Genomic DNA, 16740 nt, shown 5'->3' on the forward strand with positions numbered 1-16740 from the left:
TCGGGAGATAATTTTAGAATGGGAAATCAAAATCATCATTCTTTTCTCTTAATTCAGCTGGTTCATAAATAAAGATACTGGGCTTACCTATCTTTTCTAAGCTATTATTATCCCATTCGAATAAAACAACATTGGCGCCATAAGCGCGGGTTGAATTGTAGCAAATACCACTATAACCAGCTAGCCTTGCACAATCGGCAATAAACTTTGTTATAAAGTATTGCGGCTTCCATGTGCTTTTTCGATCTGGAACCTTTTGTTCTAACAATCCTGATGATAATATGGCAGCCAATACTGCACTTGTTGATGAAGGACCTATATAATCAAAATCGCTCCTTAAATCAAGCAAGTTTTCTATCTCCTTCACTTTAAACTTTTGAGTCCAGATTAGCTGAGACTTATTTTCCTCAAGCACAACTTCATTAACTGCAGTTTCCTCACTTTTGGCCAAATAAAGAACACTTTGTCCGGTATGATGATATCTGCCATCTCCCGCTATTCCCGTTCCAGGTGCATCAAGGTCGGAACTGTCAAACACTCTATTATCTTTTACACTTCGTGCTCTATACCATTCGCCATATATTTTTGTTGATGGTACTTTCTTTGATAAAATTTCTTTATGTAATTTCTTTCCCAATGTCTTGGTGAGAGCCAGTGAAGGGTATAATTGGAGGTGTTCTTGCAACTCAGTGATTTGATTTCCATACTTTTTTATCGCTGTTTTAAGGTGATGCTTGGTTTGGATTACGTATCGATCTTCAGTCCCAATTGTGTCATACCGATCAAAACCGGAACATCCGCAGTTGGGACAGGTGATATGTTCAGAAATGGCATCCCTATATCTTTCTGGCACATTTAAATTTTCATAAATTTCCTCAAGAGTGGTTTTTTCGCCTAAAATCCAAACGTAACTTCCTCCATCATAAGGCTGACATGTTGGACAATATTTTACTTTCGCTTGTGTACGAACCCTGTGTCGTTCTGCCGTTTTGTTTAAATCGGGAAGAAAATCATAGTAATCCATCGAAATGCCTCCAAATTTAGTTAATTTTCTCTATTATAAATTAAAAAATCCCCGCTCTAACCAAAGGAAGAGGGGAATTTTATATTATGCCTTAACATCAGTAATTTTATCTATATCAATCCATTCAACACTTTCGTCGTTTGCGATCTTAATCCGGCGTGTATTCTGATCAATCCACTTGATCATACCCCATAAGCTGCAAAAGGTACCGAGGTTCGCCTTGACAGGTTTCCACCATGTGACTGTTACAGCATAATCCTCTCGCGCCGAGTCTTTAATAAGATACTGGAAGTTCGCCAGCTCATCTTCTTCAAGTGTTGGCTGCTCCGAAAGCTTCTGGTCCTCCTTGAGCTGCAGGTACAATTCCCTTTGCTCAGGCAAAACGAATCGACTCGCGGCAAAGATGTTTTCTATTCTGCTTGCCATCTGAATGTATCCTTCCTTTCCCATGCCTCCAGGAGTGTTATGTCATCCGGTCGCATGCGATCCCATTCAATGTATTCTTCTCGGGCGAGTACGTCTAAGACTTCCATAACGCCCCCGCGGGATCGCCCCGTTTTCACACATAGTTCATCTATAGTCGGCAACCGCCGGCGACCAGCTGAAAAATTCGCGATTATACGGAGAACTTTCCTCTCGATATCAGACAGCAACGTCCTCATCCTCCACAACCTTGATGGTTCGTGGAAAAGACGGCTCCCAGGTGATCAAGCCAAGCAGCTTTAGGTTTTCCAGGTGCCGGTGCATCGTACTGGATGATCTGAGGCCGACCATCTCGCACAGCTCACGAATGCTTGGTGCATATTTATTTTTTTCGGTATACTCCATGATCGCGGACAAAATCGATTGTTGTCTTTCAGTGACTCGTGGCATGGCTTATGCCCCCTTCTTTTCAGCTGCAGGATATATAGCAAGAATGTTTTCAATCGCAAAAACACGGGGAGCACTGCGTGACAAGCAAAAGACTTTTACTAGATTTCCATCGATTGCCCGCAAGCGTAGCGTTCGCCTACTCGTCTGTCCGTAGCGATCTAGATAGATGACATCAACGAGCTGACCCGCCTCTAAATACCTCTGTAATTCACGCAGCATGTTGCTCACCCTTTCACAAACAGGAACATTTGTTCTCTTATTATATGCGAACAGCATGCGAACATGCAAATAAAAAACCACTTCCATTTAAGGAAGTGGTGGTAAAAGTCCTATTACTTTTGCGACTGTGACACCAGCTGCAGAAGTTCGAAGCGTTTCTGAGAAGAGTTTAAATATCCCCTTAGCTCGTTCCCAGTTGCTTTTTTTCACTGCTTCTTGAAGGTTCTGAAAATCAGATATCGCATCTGTTTTTTCTTGGCCTTCGGGTAATTTTTTAATTTCTGACAAAAAAGCTGCTAATGCTTCTTCAGAAATACCATTTGTCTCAGTATATTTTTGTTCCACCTGGTCACCTTGTGCGTTTAGGTTCCCACGGAATTCGGAGTTATTAAAGCTATTGGAGATATTTCTCTGATCCAAATTTAATTCTCCTCCAGTTATGATGATTTGTTGCACCAGTATTGTAGCCAGCTTCTCAGGTGTTAACCCAGCCCTTGCAAGATCATCAAGGGTAGTTCCCACCACCCCTTCTATTGCGTTTGGAGCGGAAGATTGGGTTGTCCTTTCAGCTTTTTTTTTAGGTGTTCCACATATGGTGGAAGAAAGTCAAACGCAATCCATACTTTTTCCGGACTGGGTATATAATTAATGCCGCAAATATGGCACTGTCTTTGTTCCTGAACAATGTCCAAAGGGGAATCAACTGCGTAATCACTGTCACCCTCAGGGCATTCAACTTCAAAATATACTCGCAGTTTTCTTCCAACATGTGTAAGCATATGTTCAGTGACGAATTTCAGATCTGCTATTCCTGATCGTGCACATACATAGTGAGGTGAAAAATGCTTCTTGCCTTCTAACGCCATTTCTTCTAATACATCATCAATAAGAAATGTAGACATGCATGATCACCTCACTTCAGAATTCATTATTCACTAGTTTCAACTACAAGTTCTTCTTCGTCAAGCCCCTGATCACTTTCCACGTCTGTCTGTGGAAATTTGATAAGGAGTATTTCATGTAGAACATGCTCGATTACTTCTTCCCCGACTTTGGTTCGGAACCAGAGGCCTTCATCGGTTATCACGTATGAAATGTCCTCTTCAAAACCAAAGGAATACTTAAATCGAAAAACTAATGTTTTCTTTTTCATCGGAGTACCAGTAAATTCCTTCTTATACTCCTCAGTTTGTTCTAAATCTTCAACTTGGGTGTTTGCAGTTACCTCTTTGGTAGCATATACCCCTTCAGTCATTTTATGCTTAGCAGCACGAAGTTTTGCTCCTAATCTTCGGGCCAATTCGTTCGCTTGAAGATCGTTTAACTTTGTAATCTTGTCCCAAATAACCTCGCCTTGAATATCCATTACCTGAAGAACTGCTTGTTTAAACACTTCATTTTGTGATTGGCTCGCTCGGATTTCAAAAGCAAATGGTGAGAAATGAATAACTACGTACTCCAAAATCTGTGGCGAACGGACTACAATTTCAAAGTCCTCAAGAAATCTTCGAGGACTCCCCAACAACGAGAAGGCAAGAACCATTTTGTTACCGAGTTCGTAAGCCCTGATAAGCTGTGGTTTCTCGTTTAGCTGTGGCCGAATTCCTCGAGTAAAAATGGTGCTACCATATTTTTGAATTAGGTGATCCCTGAAGAAATCCTTGTTATGCCATTCAGCTGGGATACCGCTCATCATAACGTGAATATTTACTGCAGTAGCTCCAGCGAATTGGAACTGATCAGCCAAAGCCTGTCCTACGTCAGGAACCTTGTCGGATATTTCTTCGGCCATTTCATCTATTGAATTTTTTCTAGCATCCAGTTCTCGTTCAGAAATTATTTGTTTGAGTGCACCTGATGGCACTTCCATTATAAGGATATCCTTCAAAGCCATCCGCTAATCAACCCCCGTACAAAAGACCTAGAAACAAATTTACCACTGATGTATTTTTTTGACAATCGAAAAAATGTGAATAAAATAAAAAAACTCCCTGATGGAAACCATCCATCAGAGAGAGTATTGTTATTCTTCCGTGTTACCATGCACCTTCTTAATTCTACTGCGTAGATAACGATACAGCCATGTCACCAGCCACGCCCACGCTATCTTCCCACCAAAAACTTTGAATCCATAGTGGATTCGAGCAGGCAGATACTCGTACCGATCGATGAGTTCTTGTTCCTTTGTCAGCACGTACAACTCGAATCCGGGATAGTGGCTCTCGATTTGAGCAATAAAACCGAAGATGCGCGGGAAAAGATCGGCTGCCATAAAGAGCAAAATAAATAGGAGTAAAGCGATCAGCGCGCCCCACTCCTGCACGAATGGAATGACATGATCAAGTATCAATTGCAGACACATCCTTTCGATAATTTCACGGTTTTGGTCGTCCCGTCCCATTCCACCTGCAGACCGAGAGCCTCAGCAAGTTCACGAGCCGGGGCATAGGAGACGCCAGATTCTATCGACTCCGTCAAATCGTGACAGTTGACCGTCACCTGTTTGGTGGCGGCATCGTATACCGGCTCCACCCCCAGCGCCTCTGACACCGCTCTGACCGGGAGCATGGAAACCCCGTCCTTCAGGTAGCCATCAGCTTTTAAGTGGACGCCGTTGATCTCAATGGAAACCTTATCCACAGGTTTTGGGGTTGGTTGTGGATTTGGTGTGAGTAAATTCTGCACATCCGCTTTGAACTTTCCCCAAGCCTGCGCCGCTGTCAGACAGGTAAATCGGCGGGCGAATTCATCAGAAACGAAATAGGCTGGGCAGTTTTTTCCTGTGATGTCAAAATGCCTCCACAGTCGATCCACTCCCCAGCCATACCGCTTCAGGATATCAGCTGCCAGCTCAACCGTTCGCTGATACATCGATTTAAAATCTCCGTCCGAGTTGACGCACATCTCGATCCCGATCGTGCAGTTGTTCGGGTAGGAACTGAGCAGTTTGAGTGCTTCAGGCTTGTACGACTTGGCACCTACGTGGTAGCCCATCTCAGTTTCCGGAAGGCAGCGTACAATTTGCTTGTCATCAACAATATAGTGGGCGCTAGCTTCGGTAGTAGGTTTATTGAAGTAGTTGCGGTTGGCCACGGCGTTGGCTCCTTTTCCTTCATTGGCCGTCCAGTGAATAACAAGGCCCCGGGGAGTGATTCTGGTCCCGGGGCGCGCATTTCTATTGGTCAAAAGCATATCCGTAATTTGCATGTTACTTCCCTTCCTTCTGCTTAATTGCACGATCAGACTTGGCCTTGATCTCGGTAGCCACCATATTGACAATAGCCTTTGGCACCGGCCATCCTGCTCGATGAGCATTTGCCGTCAGGCTGTTCCATGTATGATAAATTAGCCCGAACGTGACACCGTAAAAGAGGAACCCAGGAGTCGCCATCACCCGATCAAGCAAATTGGCGACCGCTGGAAGGACCAAGAGAAACAATGTCCGAGGAATTCGACTCAGCCCATATTCGGATGAATAGGTTTTGTCCTTTTTCTTTGCCGCTTGGATACCTGTGATCCAATCCAATGCGATACATAGCAGAAGCACAACCATGATATCTGTTCGGCCAGTGCCGTAAAAATATTGAAAAATAGGTGCCAGCACCGCCCCCATAGCTGCCGCTATACCGTTCGCTGGGGTCACTACATTCTCTAGGCTCTGGATAAATTTCATATACTCATCTTCCTCCTCACCCCCTCGGGGCAAAAAATAAGCTCCGATCGGTTCGGGGCGGGCTTTCAGTCATGATGAAGAGGGGCGCGCCCCCTATGCAATCTTGGAAAGCTTCTCTGATGAAGCCAGCAGACCAGGCGGCAGGAAATCTTTTGGTCTATCCGGAAGCAACTCGATCCACGCGGTCTGATACATCTTGTAAGCCGACTCGCAGCAGTTCATCTTGTTTGCTGCATCCATGACATGGATTCTGCCTTGCGAAAGAATAAACAAGCCATTGCTGAGCGATTGCCTCAGGTCGTATGGTGTGCGCAAATGCTCGTTGATAAATTGCTGCATCCGATGTTTTTGTAAATCAGATAAGGTCTCCTTGAGACGGAAAACATCGTATTCATCTGGCCGGTATTCCAAATGACGGATCTGAAAGGGATACCGCCAATCGGTTTCCGCGAGGTGGAGCTCGTCCAGGACGATAGCAACATGAGAATAAGGGGAGTCCGTGACCCCCCTGATGATCTTTCCTATCCATGAATCCCCCTTGTAAAAAAGGAGGTCGAAGCGTCTAAGTCCCACACGCCTCGCCTCCTACCAGTTGATGGAGTCCACTTCTTCTTTGGTTGTTGCAGCTTCAACCTGCGCCTTCAGCGTCCAATACTTGCCGATCTGTTGCTGTTTGTGCTGACCAGCTTCAAATACCACTTCGATGAATTGATCGCGGGTCAGGGTAACGATCCCTGCATCCTCCGTTTTCCATTGCGTTTCAGCGAGATCTGGCTTCAAAAGGAACAGGGTGCTTTGCTGATTAAAGTTTGCTTGGTCCTCCTCGTTGAACCGGAAAGTGTGACCGGTGGATGCAGAGATAAACCCTGCATAGATCGCTTTGAAGCATTCGTTATTCAGGAAGTCAATTTTCGCTGTCTTTACCTGTTCCAGAGGTGCGGTTGGAGGTGTCAGGTCCCAGATGATGGTTTGGTTGTCTGGATCGACTCGATACCGATATTGAGCAAACTTGTCCGAGTCTTGTCCATATTCAAGCTGCAAGCATCCTACTGTATCAGGATTGCGTTCATCTAACGCCGTGTATGTTTTGAAATCCTGTTCCTGTGTGGTTTCTACGACAAAACCTGCTCGTTCGCCTGTATCAATAAGTACGTTCCCTGTGAGCTTGTCGAAATATATCTTTCGTCCGATTGTGATCATGTTATCTCCTCCTATTCGTAAGCAAACCAATAAATTGGGTTGGGGAAGCTAATGCTTGAAGCATCTGTTTTAAGAGTAAATCCGTTTGTGTCAAGTAACGTAACCTCAAACGGGCCGCCGATGGCATTTGCGAATGTTGATTCGGTGGCATCTTGGAATAGTGCGCGCACAGAATACCTGTTTCCGTTAGAACTGACCGTACTGGCTATAACCACCCTTGGTTTAAACCCGAGGCCAGTTACGACAGTAGAGTTTGCCTGCCTCATGAGGTTTCCGTTTGCCGATCTCTTTACAGGAATTGCAGCGACTTTACCAGCCAATGAAGAAAGGCTCTCGCTACCGTTTGCTGTGTTCAGACCTTGTGTATTGATATTTGTTGCAAGAGTATTTTTAGCGTTCTGCAATTTCGTAATAATCGTTGCAACGTCATCCGTACTTACTGCCGGACTTCCAACCACTGCTGCAAGATCAGCTTTTTGGTTGACTGCTTCCATAGTTTGAAGCGCTGCAATAATGTCTTTTATTGTTGCTGTGCTTGGTAATTGAGCCATGTCTGCCCCTCCTTTCTACTCAAATGCATACCATCGAGCGTACATGGTATATGAAGATGAGAATGCCTGTGTAACCACAAAGCTGTTACCAGTAGGTTTTGCTGCAGGCAGGGTTTTTGTAGACATCCCTGCTACTGATTGCTTCCATGTCGTTGTTGACCCGCCGTACGTTTTCGCCTGAAGGGCGACATCTATAGTGGCCGTTGGGTCATCAGAGGTAGTAGCATAATGGAGCAAAATCATGGAAGGAACAAAACCTAATCCTGTGACAGTATAGCTAGATGATGTTCCTGGCAAAGAAAAAGTACCCATTGCCCACTTTTTTCCGATGTATATTGATGGGATCGCTGCGATAATATCGGCAAAGGTGGACGCGTTTGAGAGTGGGAGATTGGCGTCTTTTGCTAATAGCGCGTTGATGATGTTCGTTTTTACTGTACTTTGATTCGTATCAGCTGCATTCACTGCATCGATCAACGCTTTTTTGTCCGCACCATTAAGTCCTTTCCCCAAGCCGTGATCCCGAAGAATTTCGCTCATCATGCGCTTGGCACCTCACTTATCACGTCACCGTCAGCATCGTAGGTGATGGTGACGGTGACAGTGTAATCCACTGTGACACCATCCGTTTTGTAATACACCCTAGTGTCGGTCTGGTAGTTACCTTTGGCATCCGGATTCGAAAAGGTCGATTTCATGTAAAGAGTGTTGTCAGCAATTCTTCGATATTCGACTACGGTGAAAATTCCGTTTGCATCCTTGCCACTTTTCGTTTTCTTGTAGTTGGTCAGTTGATCAGCAATGAGTCGACCGACTGCATCCCTCTTTGGGATGTTATTCGCAGCTGTACCAACATGGTAGCCGTCGACCATATCAGCACTAAGGTTTGTGACTGTAGTTGTGCTCGACACGGATAAAGGAGCCGTTCCTGTCGCCACACTAGACTTCAATTGACGAGCTGAGAGATCACCGCTTGCATCACGGAGAGCAACTGTATCGGCTGTGCTGTTTGCGCTTAACGACTTCCCGCCGACTGTCGCAGCATCACCGGTGATACTAAAAGCTCCCTTCCCCTGAGCGTCAAGACGAGGAATCTTATTCACTCCACTGGTGGCAACATCCGTTTGCTTAACAAAAGTATCTTTGGATACGATGTTACGGTTATCGGTTGAAGTAATGACTGAAGTTGCATCAGTAGCGAAGTACCAAAGTTTACATTTGGCATCCGCGGTTGCCTGAGCAGTGGTGTTTTTGACCATTCCGTCTGAGTCCAGGTAGATGAACTGTCCTTGAGTCGCATTCAACTGGATGCTTCCAGCAGCTACATCAAATTTCACTCCGTTCACATACGCGGAACCGGCAGAATAGTTGGCCGTCAGCCCATTCGCTGTGAACGCTAGCCCCGAGATGACGGAGCTGCCCAGAATATTTTGAGCCAACCCTTCAACCAACTGATGGGCTTTTTCAATTCCAGTTTCAATATTATTTGCCCGGGTGGCTGTAAACTTGGTCCCTTGTTGAACGATTTCTCCGGTACCAGGATCTACAATGTGATCAACCCACGTGTTTTTTTGGTAGCTCAAGATGTGCCCACCTCCACTTTCACCTCAAATTCAAAGGCGATCAGCAGGCCGCTATCGCCCTTTGTTATGCTTAATGGCTTTACTGCCAATGCATTGCCGCCGCTGTCAACCAATGATGCAGCCTGAATCTGTCCCTGGGATTGCACGTCGTCCAGATAGATATACTTGGTGACCTTCATGCCGCTGATGCTTGTCTTAAAGATTGGATAAGGCTTCAGTTGACCATCGACATTGATCAGCGCATTCGCAACATGATTGCTAAGGTCGTCTCGTAGAAGCTCCAACAGCCTATTTTGAACAATAGCCAATGCTCTCACCCCCTATTCAGGAACAGAGTAGAACGTATTGGTCAGAGGGTGGTCCACGGAATTGGTCCGGGCTGCTTCTCCCACCATTACGCTCTCTTTATAAATGCGTCCTTCCAGGTCATCCTCGGCATAAAACAACCCACAAATCGGATACTCAACCTCGAAGGAACGAGATGAAACTGACACCGTGATCGCTTCCGGCTTTGTCTTAGCCAAAACTGAGAAACTCAAATGTTTTGGCCGCATTTCGAAAACAGACTCAGCAAGTCGTTCATAATCGAGAAGATCGTCGATATCAACGACCACCTCGAAACGCTTCTCACGTCCATACTCCACAACATTTGCCTGCTTTGATTTCGTGAATTCCCCAGCTATCTTCTCCATTTCCTTTGGGGTGATAAGGGGAGGTATATTCAGCCGAGACAAAACCCTTGCCCGCCTGGTCTCAATGGCAGTTCCCTCTGGCACCGGCGGGAGTTTTAACTGCCTCTCCCATTCCGTCAGCCCCCACGTTGCAAGAATGGGATTTCCTTGCTTGATGACGTCCAGCGCAAAGTCAACACGGCGATCCGATTCACTCTCGATTGCCCCCAAAATGCCATTGGTTATTTTCGACTTCCTGTAATAAGGCGGTATGAGGAAAATAAGCCGCTGACTCATGCCATCACCTCAAGCGTCACGGAACCAAGAACAGGCACCTCATCGGGTCCGAAAGTGCTGTTTCCTGCCACTCCATTGATGGTCAACCCGCCGTAGTCATCGACACCCTTAATTCCCAAGAGGAGAGCGCCTGCTTTTGTCCAAACGACCGGACGAATTGTTTCCTCGGCATCTGTCGATTCCAGAAGGTCCAACAGGTATTCGGCCAGTGTTGCCTCATAAGCCGTTGTCACGGTGGCAAGATCGAAATTCTTTGCCAACTTGGCCTTGGCGTAGAAATTGAATATTTTTGGCGTTGCAGCAACGACAAATATTCCATCATCACCAGGACCAAGCGGACGATTCGCTTGGATATGTGCCCGGGCTGCTTCCACAATCGTTGCGTCCGGCGAGGTACCATTCTGACCGAGCAGCACCACGCGAACGGTGTTTGGTCCATCAAGGTTTTCAAAAACCCTAGCGCCGGCAACCCCCGGGACCTCCAAAGCCCATTCAATGTAGTGAGCCGCATTCCCAGATGTCGCTCGGCGCCGCACTTTTTGCCAGTATCGGCTCCTAAGGTCCGGATCGGACTCGTCATCCGCACCACCTTCCAAATCTGCGAGAAGCTCAATCGTTTGTAATCCGTTAATGTTTTGAACAGGCAATAGCTTCATTCCAGCCTTCAGATTACCTTTCTGGCCTGTTTCCTCTGCCTGCAGCAACCCCATTCCTACACCCGAACCATCCAGATTTATATCCTCTGGGACAACAAAAAATAGAGGAGCAGCCCCCTCTGTCATGAAACGAGACCCGGAAGAAATCTTATCTCCGGGAATGCCCGTCAATTTTAATTGTGGTGTGGGGAGCCTGGCCTTTGTTGCCATCTTCCGTGTAATCCCCTGCGTGCTTACAGCAAGGTCAAGGTTCTCACCCTCTGCATATTCCACCCACAGGGCGTAATAAAGCGCCAAAATATATCGATAACCTTCGGCGTGTTCCATGGCGTCTACTTTGAGGAAGTCATACGGGATGCTTCCTTCCTCCACATTCATTGGCCCAGTGATAGACAGGTACTTTGCCACTAGCCTGTTAAAAATTTCGTCTTCGGTTGGAATCGTCATCATTCAACTATCACCTCCTGCGGGATCGCCCCCTGATCTGTGACAAGCAAATAGCTTATTTTGAGGCCGGCTCCAATCCATGCAAATGAGAAGCCCTCACATCGATCGATACCATACAGAAACTCCACTGCTTCCCGAACAAGGCGCTTTGCTTCTGCCTGTTTCCATTCCCGAGTACCTTCGCCCCTGATCAGCTCCTTTAATTCATGGCCGTAAGCAGAAGTATAAATAGGGTAGGTGTAGCGATCCGTGCTCAACGCCTTCTGTGCATTTTGCTGGAGAGCCTCTACTCCATCGATAATGATCGGTATCCCGTTCGGGTGTAAGAGAAATTCTCCCTGCTCAATGTCAAATGCGTAAGTTCGTAGAGAGGGTTGCTGCTGCTCTTCTGTTGCTTGTGATTGTTCAACCTGATCAATAATTTCAGGGAAAATGCTCATGGCCGCACCACCCTATCGATGATGTAATAACGCGAACCGACTGAAGCAACAAGGACCCTGTCCCCTTTTTTGAGGACATCCTCATACTTCAACTCCACAAAGTTGTAGGAGAATTTTGTGAGCTCAGGTGATGGCGAATCGTCATCCGTATCCAGAAGGTCCTTTTCTGTCTTGTCCCCCAGATTACGCTCTTTCTGCTCTTCATGAGCGATGGTGACGATCCGCGAATGCCTTGTAAGGTGCTCCGCGATCATAAGAAAATCCTTACCGAATGGTTTGTTTATGCCATCGATAAGGATTGATAGGTTGGGGGGCGGGGTCTGCACGGTAGCCAATTCAAGGCGCATTTCTTTCGGGACTGAATTTGCATCTGACTTATTCGGCCCTCCAAGCACATGGGCAAGTTTTTGAAACCCGTTCACGCACCGCTCACCTCCATCTGCAACTGTAACTTCATTTCATGATAGCCAGGACGAATCGTATGACTATCTCCCCAAACTGTATAAATCCCGTTCAGCTCCGTGATTTCCTCAAATACCTCGATCTTTGTACCGGAAATGATATCATCGATACCCAGTGAGCTGACGGAGGCTTCGTCTTTTACCTTGTTCAGGTTGCTCAGTTCCTGCTTTGCAAGAGACGATGCTGTCCCCTTTTTCTCATCTTGGACCTCGATTACTTTGACCATTTTGCCGTATCGTTTGGCGTTGGTCTGATCCAACTGCTCGTGCAGAATCGCGCTGCTTTCGTTGTCGCTACCAATCACCCTGACCGCCGTCCTCATTTCGCTGATCGAGCGTTTGCGGCTCGCATCGAGTAGGCTGGTGCCCTGACTGATCTTCCACTGCTTTGTTTGGCCCCTTTGGGTTCCCACGAACACTTTCCCTTGCTCAAGCCAACACCAGTATCGAATGCCGCTGCTGCGATACACCTGATTTAAGATGTCCACCACCGCATCCCAAAGGCTTTTCCGGATAACCTGTTTCTCAACGTATGGCATCGGGCCGATTTGTCCGATTGGGATGCCCACTTGCTGGAACATCCTTGTCAGCAGCGCATCGGATCTCTCCCCTGTTGTGACCTCCACCACGTCGTTATTAAGAAGGTAAAAGCCGAGATCATACGCGACGGGATTGATATCTCCCTTTGATGTTTTCCCGAGATCAACAATCATGCCGGCAAATAGAGAGCGAGGCGCACCAGTAAAATAGGAGATCATCTCCATCAAGTCGCCTTCTTCAACATCAATCTTCGGCCAAAACTTATCCCGTCCCCTATTTGTTTTCACCGCCAATGTCCGCTTTGCTTCTTGCCGACTGCCCGACCATGTGGCTTCCGTGAAAGGAATTCGTTGAGCCGTTTTACCGGGCTTTTGAATGCGAATCTCGTATCGATAATTGGGCTGCATGGCGGACACCTCACTTCTTCAGCTTTGGTTTCCCGCGGGAAAGGTATTGGTCAACCAAGCTCTCTTTCTCTTTATCCTTTGTGGAAGATACCTTCGCTGAGCGAGTATCGGGGCGTATTTTCCCGCCATTCACTGTCTGGAAGGAAATATTCACGTTGGTGCTTTCCAACGTAATAAAGCGGTATTCCTTCAATGTCAGACTGAATTCTATGTCAAACCCATCCCACTCGTGAGAAAAGTCTCGTATGGTGGCCGGAGTGTTAATGGAGCTGCCGGTGACTGTAAAGCGGATCGGATAGCCTGAGTTCTTCCATCGTTTGATCGTCTCGACAAACTCCTCTGGGGAAGGGAATCCCTCATAGTCACAAATCCCAGGGTCATATGTTTCCGGCCAGATGGTAGAGAAAGAATACTCGTCCAGCTGCGGGTCGCCGATGATAGTCGCTTCCCCTACCGCGACCAGCTCAATGTCGGTATAGGAGTGACCAATCTTCACGGATATCTTTGGCGGCAGGACGGGCAAGCGGAGCCTCTCTGCGTTATTGTTCCAGGTCAACCAGAACTCAAGATGTTTGGATTTCATCTCACCTACCCCCAATAGAAAGAGACGCCCGATCTATTTGAAAGGGCGCCTCTATTACACTTGTTTTATTTCATTTCAAAAATATATTCTTCAATACTTTTGGTTCCGACAGCGGCCATCCCAATTTTTGAGTTGCCAAATCTCGCTGCAGCTTTTAAGATGCCGTACCCAAATCCGTTCGGGTTGTTGTCTGGCTCATGAATATACAACCATACCGCCTCATCGGTTTGATATTTATTTCGGATGTCTAAAACAATTTTTCTCAAATCCTCTTCCGATGATGCACTTGTTGTAACTCTAATATTCTTGTGAGTTTTGTTGCTTTCCTGATCAGCAATTGAATACTTGGGAACGTCTTTCACTTCATAAAGATTTTCCTTTTGCTGTACCGTTTCTTTGGCGGAATTTGCATCTGAAATAACACCGATAAACGCTAATACCATTGAAACCAGTGCAATCAGAAAGTTTCGTTTGGCTTTTCCATTTTTTCTAATTGCACTAATGATTCCAATGATTATAAAAACCAGGAAAGCCAATATACCCAAAATGCCCAATGCCTTCCACATCCAAGAAGCCTCCTTTGTAGTTTGTAGGGGATATTCTCTATTTTTACAAAGAATACCTCTTCACTCAAGGACAAGCGTTCCTTTTCCTGCCAAAACATGTTGTAATTTGTCGGCAAGAGTATCAGCAATCTTTTCGGATAGACTGTCCAGATCCTCTTTGCTGTTTACGCTATTGCTCTGGAGTGTCAGTTGGATAGTTGGTCGGAAATCAACGTATGTTGATCCAGCAGTTTGTTCCCCAACTGCTGCCTGAGCAACCCCTGTATTGGCGAGGGAAGGTGTATAGCTTGGCACCTTGCTAAATGAATCTTCCATAGCCGTCGCAAGAGAATCACCCGAAGCCTCAACACCGATCGCCATTGTCTCAGGAATAGCCATACCGCTGTCTGTGAGTCGGGAGAACGGCCCCAAATCTGCGTCTGAGTGGGGCAAGAATTGATCCGCCCATTCAAAAACGCTCGAAAGTGCGTCAGCAACCTTATCCTTCACAGACAATATACCATCGACAATCGTGGTGATAATTTTCTGTCCGCTCTCAAATAACCCGCTGATCCACCCGCCAAACCAACCATCGATAGTCGTGAATGCGTTCAAGAAGGTATTCTTGATGGTCTCCCATGCACCTGACCAGTCACCAGTGATGAACTGAGTGAAGGCTGTGAAGATGCCCTTCCAAAAAGCAATAACGGTATTGAGATAGGCAGAGATTCCTTCCCACACTGCTATTCCTGCGTTCTTTACCCATTCCCACGCGGCTACCAGATAGGCACTCACCATATCCCAATTCTCGTATAGCCACCAGCCAGCAGCAATAAGTGCGATTACGGCGGCTATCACCAAGAGGATCGGCCATAGAGCTGAAAGTGAAGCTATTCCGAACCCACCCATAGCAGCGGACATGGCTGCAAATCCTGTTGTTACCGGCATCCAAATCCCAGCAAGAAACACAAGTGGAGCGACCAGCAATAAGAGTGCAGCTACGACCATTAAGAAGGCAACTGCAATTTTAGTAATCAGAGGATGATCTTTAGCAAACTCACCAATTCCTTTTGTAATATCTGCGATGAAACCAACGATTGGTTTAACTACATCCAGCACCGCGTCACCAACTGGTTCAAAGGCGAGTTGCATCTCATTGGACATCGCCTGCCAATCACTTGCTACTTGGTCAGCTATTTCTCCGGCCTTTCCCCCGAATTCTTCAAGAGGTTTTGCGTTCATCATGGCCTTTACTGCAGCTCGTCCAGCATCCTCGAACTGGGTGCCGAAAACTTTGGACATAACATCGTCCTGCACGCTAGCATCTTTGATTGATGCAATACCCGTTGTAATTGCCATGATCGCCTGTTCTGCCTCTTTGCCCCCGGCCTTGATTTGATCGAGTATCTTGAACAGTTTATCCTTACCGAATATTCCCTCAAGCGCTCCCAATGCGTTTTCGTCCAGGGCCTTATTCAAGCGGATGCCAAACGATTCCTTGAAAGCATCCCCTAACTTGTCAAAGTTGAAAGCACCGGACTCTGCTCCCGCCACGAACATACCCATCATTTTTTCAGCGCTGATTCCGGCCTCTTTGAATTGCGGAGAGTATTCCCAAATGGTATCAAGCAAATCATCCGCTTTATCTCCGACTCGTTGATACGCAGCGGAAATCATATCAAGTCCTTTGACTGGCTCTGTTCCCCACTGTCCTTGCATCATGTCCAGGGCCTTAGCAATACTGTCCTGATCGAGATCGCCAAGAGAAACCTTCTCCAGAGCAATGGCACCCTCAGCGACTTTCCGAATCTCTTCATCAGTACCCTCAAGGAGATGTCTGAATCTCCCGAATGACTCCGCAGCTTCCTGGGGAGCTTCGACCAGACCGGACGTGAATAATTTTTTTACTGAGTCTGACATTGACACCATTTCCGAATCTGTTGCACCCACACGAGCTTGCAGCAAGTCAAGGGAATGGTCCATGTTGTATGCTGATACTGCCGCGGCAGACAAACCAGCGGTAACCACCGCACCACCTGCAGCAGCAACACCCGCAATTTCTTCCATATGCCCGGCTGCTTTATCAACATACTCGAGTGATTCTGCCGCCTCATCCCCGGCCTTGGAAGCAGCCCGAAGTGCTCTTTCCAATCGTGTGATATGTTTATCATCGACCGAATCCGCTTCGTGATCCACATCGGCAATTTCGCGGGCCAGCTTTGTAGCTTGGCGATGGGCGTCATCCATAGCATTATCCAGTTGGGTTATTCCAGCGTGGTCTATGCTATCCAACGCATTTTCCATTTCGGTTGCGGCATCTTCAACATCATCGAAAATGTCCAGAACATCACCAAGGTGCTTCAGAAGGGAGGAGAGCTGCTTGGACATCTTCTCTTGAAACGCAAGCGTTGTCGTTAAAGCCATTACCTATCTCCCCCTTCCTCTTCGCCTGCGGCTTTTCATTCGCTCCATTTTCTTTGCCTGCTCGGATTTGCGCTCCATCTCCATAACGGTAGAAACCAGGACGAATTGCTTTTCCCGCTCAGGGAGAGTTAGGATTTCCGAAGGCA

23 protein-coding genes are annotated in these 16740 nt (G+C 46.7%); all 23 read right to left on the reverse strand.

What is annotated here, in order from left to right:
* Nucleotides 1–13 precede the first annotated feature (13 nt).
* A complete protein-coding gene (locus JOD01_RS12145; RefSeq protein WP_204518607.1) occupies nt 14–1024 on the reverse strand; it encodes an RES family NAD+ phosphorylase in 1011 nt (336 codons plus the stop codon).
* 84 nt (nt 1025–1108) lie between these two features.
* The gene (locus tag JOD01_RS12150) at nt 1109–1450 is read right to left on the reverse strand and encodes a YolD-like family protein (RefSeq protein ID WP_204518608.1); all 342 of its coding nucleotides are present in this window, start codon (nt 1448–1450) and stop codon (nt 1109–1111) included.
* Nucleotides 1451–1666: 216 nt separating this feature from the next.
* Entirely contained in the window at nt 1667–1897 is a 231-nt protein-coding gene (locus tag JOD01_RS12155) for a LexA family protein (RefSeq protein ID WP_204518609.1), read from the reverse strand.
* A 306-nt stretch (nt 1898–2203) separates the two neighbouring features.
* On the reverse strand, nt 2204–2638 hold the full coding sequence (locus tag JOD01_RS12160; RefSeq protein WP_204518610.1) for a hypothetical protein: 435 nt from the start codon (nt 2636–2638) through the stop codon (nt 2204–2206).
* 8 nt (nt 2639–2646) lie between these two features.
* Nucleotides 2647–3018, reverse strand: coding sequence for a hypothetical protein (locus tag JOD01_RS12165; protein ID WP_204518611.1), 372 nt, complete (start codon nt 3016–3018; stop codon nt 2647–2649).
* A 26-nt stretch (nt 3019–3044) separates the two neighbouring features.
* A complete protein-coding gene (locus JOD01_RS12170) occupies nt 3045–4010 on the reverse strand; it encodes a hypothetical protein (protein ID WP_204518612.1) in 966 nt (321 codons plus the stop codon).
* Nucleotides 4011–4139: 129 nt separating this feature from the next.
* The gene (locus JOD01_RS12175; protein WP_239565423.1) at nt 4140–4466 is read right to left on the reverse strand and encodes a hypothetical protein; all 327 of its coding nucleotides are present in this window, start codon (nt 4464–4466) and stop codon (nt 4140–4142) included.
* Nucleotides 4463–5323, reverse strand: coding sequence for an N-acetylmuramoyl-L-alanine amidase (locus JOD01_RS12180; protein ID WP_204518613.1), 861 nt, complete (start codon nt 5321–5323; stop codon nt 4463–4465). The genes JOD01_RS12175 and JOD01_RS12180 overlap by 4 nt, the downstream gene beginning before the upstream one ends.
* A gap of 1 nt (nt 5324) precedes the next feature.
* Nucleotides 5325–5789 (reverse strand): phage holin family protein, encoded by a 465-nt coding sequence (locus JOD01_RS12185; protein ID WP_204518614.1) that lies wholly within the window; start codon nt 5787–5789, stop codon nt 5325–5327.
* Nucleotides 5790–5882: 93 nt separating this feature from the next.
* Complete coding sequence (locus JOD01_RS12190; RefSeq protein WP_204518615.1) at nt 5883–6362, reverse strand: C40 family peptidase; 480 nt, start codon at nt 6360–6362, stop codon at nt 5883–5885.
* Nucleotides 6363–6374: 12 nt separating this feature from the next.
* Nucleotides 6375–6989, reverse strand: coding sequence for a DUF4376 domain-containing protein (locus JOD01_RS12195; RefSeq protein WP_204518616.1), 615 nt, complete (start codon nt 6987–6989; stop codon nt 6375–6377).
* A gap of 11 nt (nt 6990–7000) precedes the next feature.
* Nucleotides 7001–7540 (reverse strand): hypothetical protein, encoded by a 540-nt coding sequence (locus tag JOD01_RS12200; protein ID WP_204518617.1) that lies wholly within the window; start codon nt 7538–7540, stop codon nt 7001–7003.
* Between the two features lie 15 nt (nt 7541–7555).
* The gene (locus tag JOD01_RS12205; RefSeq protein ID WP_204518618.1) at nt 7556–8083 is read right to left on the reverse strand and encodes a hypothetical protein; all 528 of its coding nucleotides are present in this window, start codon (nt 8081–8083) and stop codon (nt 7556–7558) included.
* A complete protein-coding gene (locus JOD01_RS12210) occupies nt 8080–9123 on the reverse strand; it encodes a hypothetical protein (RefSeq protein WP_204518619.1) in 1044 nt (347 codons plus the stop codon). Before JOD01_RS12210 ends, JOD01_RS12205 begins: the two co-directional genes overlap by 4 nt.
* Complete coding sequence (locus JOD01_RS12215) at nt 9120–9431, reverse strand: hypothetical protein (RefSeq protein ID WP_204518620.1); 312 nt, start codon at nt 9429–9431, stop codon at nt 9120–9122. Before JOD01_RS12215 ends, JOD01_RS12210 begins: the two co-directional genes overlap by 4 nt.
* Nucleotides 9432–9443: 12 nt before the next feature.
* On the reverse strand, nt 9444–10091 hold the full coding sequence (locus tag JOD01_RS12220) for a putative phage tail protein (protein WP_204518621.1): 648 nt from the start codon (nt 10089–10091) through the stop codon (nt 9444–9446).
* Nucleotides 10088–11197 (reverse strand): baseplate J/gp47 family protein, encoded by a 1110-nt coding sequence (locus JOD01_RS12225; protein WP_204518622.1) that lies wholly within the window; start codon nt 11195–11197, stop codon nt 10088–10090. The genes JOD01_RS12220 and JOD01_RS12225 overlap by 4 nt, the downstream gene beginning before the upstream one ends.
* On the reverse strand, nt 11194–11634 hold the full coding sequence (locus JOD01_RS12230) for a DUF2634 domain-containing protein (RefSeq protein ID WP_204518623.1): 441 nt from the start codon (nt 11632–11634) through the stop codon (nt 11194–11196). The genes JOD01_RS12225 and JOD01_RS12230 overlap by 4 nt, the downstream gene beginning before the upstream one ends.
* On the reverse strand, nt 11631–12056 hold the full coding sequence (locus JOD01_RS12235; RefSeq protein ID WP_204518624.1) for a DUF2577 family protein: 426 nt from the start codon (nt 12054–12056) through the stop codon (nt 11631–11633). The genes JOD01_RS12230 and JOD01_RS12235 overlap by 4 nt, the downstream gene beginning before the upstream one ends.
* Nucleotides 12053–13042, reverse strand: a complete 990-nt coding sequence (locus tag JOD01_RS12240) for an XkdQ/YqbQ family protein (RefSeq protein WP_204518625.1) — start codon at nt 13040–13042, stop codon at nt 12053–12055. Before JOD01_RS12240 ends, JOD01_RS12235 begins: the two co-directional genes overlap by 4 nt.
* 10 nt (nt 13043–13052) lie before the next feature.
* Nucleotides 13053–13625 carry a cupin domain-containing protein gene (locus tag JOD01_RS12245; protein ID WP_204518626.1) on the reverse strand — a complete coding sequence of 191 codons (573 nt, stop codon included), beginning with the start codon at nt 13623–13625 and terminating at the stop codon, nt 13053–13055.
* A gap of 65 nt (nt 13626–13690) precedes the next feature.
* Nucleotides 13691–14191: a hypothetical protein gene (locus JOD01_RS12250; RefSeq protein WP_204518627.1), complete on the reverse strand. Its 501-nt coding sequence runs from the start codon at nt 14189–14191 to the stop codon at nt 13691–13693.
* 60 nt (nt 14192–14251) lie between these two features.
* On the reverse strand, nt 14252–16594 hold the full coding sequence (locus tag JOD01_RS12255; RefSeq protein WP_204518628.1) for a phage tail tape measure protein: 2343 nt from the start codon (nt 16592–16594) through the stop codon (nt 14252–14254).
* Nucleotides 16595–16740 lie beyond the last annotated feature (146 nt).

This window comes from Brevibacillus fulvus (assembly GCF_016908525.1).
Lineage (GTDB): Bacteria > Bacillota > Bacilli > Brevibacillales > Brevibacillaceae > Brevibacillus_G > Brevibacillus_G fulvus.

What these genes read in the sequence shown, in the direction of transcription:
- JOD01_RS12195 (WP_204518616.1), bottom strand. Translation starts at nt 6,989, where the DNA reads ATGATCACAATCGGACGAAAGATATATTTCGACAAGCTCACAGGGAAC.
- JOD01_RS12240 (WP_204518625.1), bottom strand. Translation starts at nt 13,042, where the DNA reads ATGCAGCCCAATTATCGATACGAGATTCGCATTCAAAAGCCCGGTAAA.
- JOD01_RS12145 (WP_204518607.1), bottom strand. Translation starts at nt 1,024, where the DNA reads ATGGATTACTATGATTTTCTTCCCGATTTAAACAAAACGGCAGAACGA.
- JOD01_RS12185 (WP_204518614.1), bottom strand. Translation starts at nt 5,789, where the DNA reads ATGAAATTTATCCAGAGCCTAGAGAATGTAGTGACCCCAGCGAACGGT.
- JOD01_RS12205 (WP_204518618.1), bottom strand. Translation starts at nt 8,083, where the DNA reads ATGATGAGCGAAATTCTTCGGGATCACGGCTTGGGGAAAGGACTTAAT.
- JOD01_RS12220 (WP_204518621.1), bottom strand. Translation starts at nt 10,091, where the DNA reads ATGAGTCAGCGGCTTATTTTCCTCATACCGCCTTATTACAGGAAGTCG.
- JOD01_RS12180 (WP_204518613.1), bottom strand. Translation starts at nt 5,323, where the DNA reads ATGCAAATTACGGATATGCTTTTGACCAATAGAAATGCGCGCCCCGGG.
- JOD01_RS12230 (WP_204518623.1), bottom strand. Translation starts at nt 11,634, where the DNA reads ATGAGCATTTTCCCTGAAATTATTGATCAGGTTGAACAATCACAAGCA.
- JOD01_RS12255 (WP_204518628.1), bottom strand. Translation starts at nt 16,594, where the DNA reads ATGGCTTTAACGACAACGCTTGCGTTTCAAGAGAAGATGTCCAAGCAG.
- JOD01_RS12155 (WP_204518609.1), bottom strand. Translation starts at nt 1,897, where the DNA reads ATGCCACGAGTCACTGAAAGACAACAATCGATTTTGTCCGCGATCATG.
- JOD01_RS12250 (WP_204518627.1), bottom strand. Translation starts at nt 14,191, where the DNA reads ATGTGGAAGGCATTGGGCATTTTGGGTATATTGGCTTTCCTGGTTTTT.
- JOD01_RS12170 (WP_204518612.1), bottom strand. Translation starts at nt 4,010, where the DNA reads ATGGCTTTGAAGGATATCCTTATAATGGAAGTGCCATCAGGTGCACTC.
- JOD01_RS12245 (WP_204518626.1), bottom strand. Translation starts at nt 13,625, where the DNA reads ATGAAATCCAAACATCTTGAGTTCTGGTTGACCTGGAACAATAACGCA.
- JOD01_RS12150 (WP_204518608.1), bottom strand. Translation starts at nt 1,450, where the DNA reads ATGGCAAGCAGAATAGAAAACATCTTTGCCGCGAGTCGATTCGTTTTG.
- JOD01_RS12200 (WP_204518617.1), bottom strand. Translation starts at nt 7,540, where the DNA reads ATGGCTCAATTACCAAGCACAGCAACAATAAAAGACATTATTGCAGCG.
- JOD01_RS12225 (WP_204518622.1), bottom strand. Translation starts at nt 11,197, where the DNA reads ATGATGACGATTCCAACCGAAGACGAAATTTTTAACAGGCTAGTGGCA.
- JOD01_RS12165 (WP_204518611.1), bottom strand. Translation starts at nt 3,018, where the DNA reads ATGTCTACATTTCTTATTGATGATGTATTAGAAGAAATGGCGTTAGAA.